1 protein-coding gene is annotated in these 3,239 nt (G+C 72.5%); it reads right to left on the bottom strand.

Annotated elements, in window-relative coordinates:
* Positions 1 to 735 precede the first annotated feature (735 nt).
* Positions 736 to 2,511: a hybrid sensor histidine kinase/response regulator gene (locus tag VFZ20_RS17015; protein WP_329685112.1), complete on the bottom strand. Its 1,776-nt coding sequence runs from the start codon at positions 2,509 to 2,511 to the stop codon at positions 736 to 738.
* Positions 2,512 to 3,239 lie beyond the last annotated feature (728 nt).

Below are 3,239 nucleotides of genomic sequence, written 5' to 3' on the forward strand. Positions count from 1 at the left end.
GGCGTCCCTTGGTAGAAGGGCCGCTTTCGGCAAGGGGACGGGATCCGCGTTTTTAGGAGGGGCAGGATCTTCGCGCGGGCGCGGCGTCCGCGCGGAGCGCCCCCTCCGGGCTCGCGGAGCTCGCCCACCTCCCCCAAAAACCCCTGGGGGAGGTTGGAAGCGCAGGGTTTCTGTCGACGCGACGGCCGGTCGCGGACCGGGCGGAACCAGCAGGAGGACGGCGTCCCTTGGTAGAGGGGCCGCTTTCGGCAAGGGGACGGGATCCGCGTTTTTTCGGAGGGGCAGGATGATGGCGGTGCCGCACACGGAAATCCGCCCGTGCACATCATCCACCCGATCGCGATCAGGAAGAGTTTGCCCGGGCTCGACGGGAGTGCAGGGCGGGATGCGTGCGCGGCGGCTGTTCAAACCGGCCTCTGCGAGGCGTCATCCGGAGTCATCCGGCGCTGCGCGCACCCTGTAGGATGAAAGTCGCCTACGTCAACCTCCCCCAGGTTTTTTGGGGGAGGTGGGCGAGCTCCGCGAGCCCGGAGGGGGCGCTCGCGCGGAGGCTGCCACAAGCTCCCGAGCCTGCAACTTCCATCCAGACGAATTTCGTGCACCAGGGGCGCCCCCGAGCTTCGCGGGCAAGATCCTTCGTCGCCGCCATGGGTCATGCACGGGCGAGGTTTACGCGGCGGCTCCTCAGGATGACGCTTCTAGTCCATCCGGATCATTCAACATCCTCTCAGGAAGTCAGCCGGGGCGAGGGCCGCGCAGGGCCTCGCGGACGGCATCCACCAGCACCTCGGGGGTAAACGGCTTCTGCAGCAGGCGGCCGGGCGGCAGGCCGGGCTCGTCCGGCGCGGCGTGGTCAAAACCCGTCATGAAGATCACGGGCAGCTCCGGGTGCGTGGCCGCCAGCAGGCGCGCCAGGTCGCGCCCGCTCAGCCCCGGCATCATCAGGTCCGTGAGCACCAGGCCCACGCGCCCGCGCTCCTCCCCCACCCTCTCCACGGCCCGCGCCCCATCCGGCGCCTCGAGCACGCGGTAGCCGGCGCGCCGCAGCACGGCGGCGGCCAGGCGCAGCACCGCGTCGTCGTTCTCCACCACCAGCACGGTCTCCGTGGAAGGCGCGCCCTCCGGGAGCGGCGCGGCGGCGGGCGCGGCAGCATCCGCCGACGGCGCGTCCGGCTGCGCCCGGGGAAAGAAGACGCGAAACCGCGTGCCCCGCCCCGGCGCGCTCTCCACCTCCACGATCCCGCCGGACTGCTCCACGGCGGCGTAGACGGTGGCCAGCCCCAGCCCCGTGCCCCCGCCCGGCTCCTTGGTGGTGAAGAAGGGCTCGAAGATGCGGGCGCGCGTGGCGTCGTCCATCCCCACGCCCGTGTCCGTCACCTCCAGCAGCACGTACGAGCCATCGCCGCCCGGCGGAGTCGCGTCGGGACGCACGGCCAGGGTCAGCGTGCCGCCGCCGGGCATGGCGTCGCGGGCGTTGACCGCCAGGTTCAGGATGACCTGCTCCACCTGCGACGCGTCCGCCCGGACGGTGGCGTCGCCGGGGGGCAGCTGGGCCACGAGGGTCACGTCGTCGCCCAGCAGGCGGTCCAGCATGGGCAGGATGCCCTCCACCAGCTCCGGCAGCGGCACGGCGCGCGGCTGCAGGGGCTGCTGCCGGCTGGTGGCCAGCAGCCGCCGCGTGAGGTCCGCCGCGCGCCGCGCCGCGTTCTTGATCTCCTGGGCGATTGAACGGGACGGATGGTCGTCGGGCAGGTCCATCAGCAGCAGGTCGGCGTTGCCGCCGATGACCACGAGCATGTTGTTGAAGTCGTGCTCCACACCCCCCGCCAGCCGGCCGATGGCCTCCATCTTCTGGCTTTGCCGCGACCGCTCCTCCGTGCGGCGCTGCTCGGTGACGTCGCGCGAGATGCCCATGATGCCCGTCACCCGTCCCTCGCGGTCGCGCACCACGCCCTTGGTGGCCAGCATGATGCGCGTGCGGCCGTCCATCTCCAGCGTCTCGGAGAACGTCACGGGCTGCCCGGACTCCAGCACCTGCTGGTCGTTGCGGCGCACGCGCTCGGCGTCGGCGGGGGCAAAGACGTCGGCGTCGGTGCGGCCCGTCAGCGCCTGGCGCGTGACGCCCAGCATGGCGGCGCCCGCGTCGTTCACCAGCACGTAGCGCCCGTCCAGGTCCTTGACGAACACAGCGTCCGTCGTGGCCGCGATCACGGCCTGCAGCAGGGCGGCCTGCTCCTGCCGCCCGGCCTGCGACGCCAGCACCTCGCGCAGGTTGTGGACGAGCATCCCGTACAGGGCCACGGCCGTCACCACCACGAAGCCCCACCCCTTGGCGGTCTGGATCCACGCCGCGTCGGCGGGGTTGTCGGTCACGAGCGAGATGGCGTGGTCCGACAGCACGATCCACAGCACGCCCACGGCCAGGTAGCCCAGGGCCGTGCGGGCGGGCACGTGGGCCAGCGCGGACCGCAGCTCGGTGTAGCGCCCGGAGGAGGATCGTTCCGTGGTCATGGATCGGCGGGTGGCAAAGCTCCGGCCGCAAAGACACGCATCGAGGGCGCCGCTGGCTGCAAGCCAAGTACCGTGCCGCGCCACGCGGCACGGTCCCTCCTCCCTCGCCAGCGTACCGTCGCAGATCACGCTCTCCCCCTCTCTCTGCGGCATCCGTCCGCGGAACGGTGCCGCGTCCTTCGCCGCTGCTGGTGATGCGCGGAACGGACGACGCGGAGGAGATCCATCTCTCCTCCGCGTGTCTCGTCCACCCCCGCTCGATGGGCCCGCCGCGGATCATCCGCCGGGTCTCCGCCTCCGGGCCTCGTCCACGATCCACGGACGCACGTCCCGCCATGGTACAGGGCCGGCGCAACCGCGCCGCGCCCGGCCCGCATCCTCCAATCGCGTCCGTGGAAGCCTGGTCCCGCGTGAAGGCGGCCTGCGCGCCCGGGCTCGGGCGCGCGCCGCCGTCTCCGCGCGAACGGACGGTTCTACGGACGCGATCGGGTGATGCGGGACGCCGGATGCGGCGCGGTTGAGGCACGCACCCGTCGCGCACCGGGCCTGATCCGCGCCGGGCCGGCCGTCCGGGGAGGCCATCCGGCAATCCGCGATGCGCCTCGCCTCTGCTCGGCGAGAACGCCGGGCGCGGACGGGCATCACGCACGGAAGCGGGAAGGACGCGGAGGAGAGTGCTCTCCTCCCGCGTCCTGTCCTCCGCCCGTGCCTACCAGGCCGTCTGCAGG

This window comes from Longimicrobium sp. (assembly GCF_036280135.1).
GTDB lineage: Bacteria > Gemmatimonadota > Gemmatimonadetes > Longimicrobiales > Longimicrobiaceae > Longimicrobium.

What these genes read in the sequence shown, in the direction of transcription:
- VFZ20_RS17015 (WP_329685112.1), bottom strand. Translation starts at nt 2,511, where the DNA reads ATGACCACGGAACGATCCTCCTCCGGGCGCTACACCGAGCTGCGGTCC.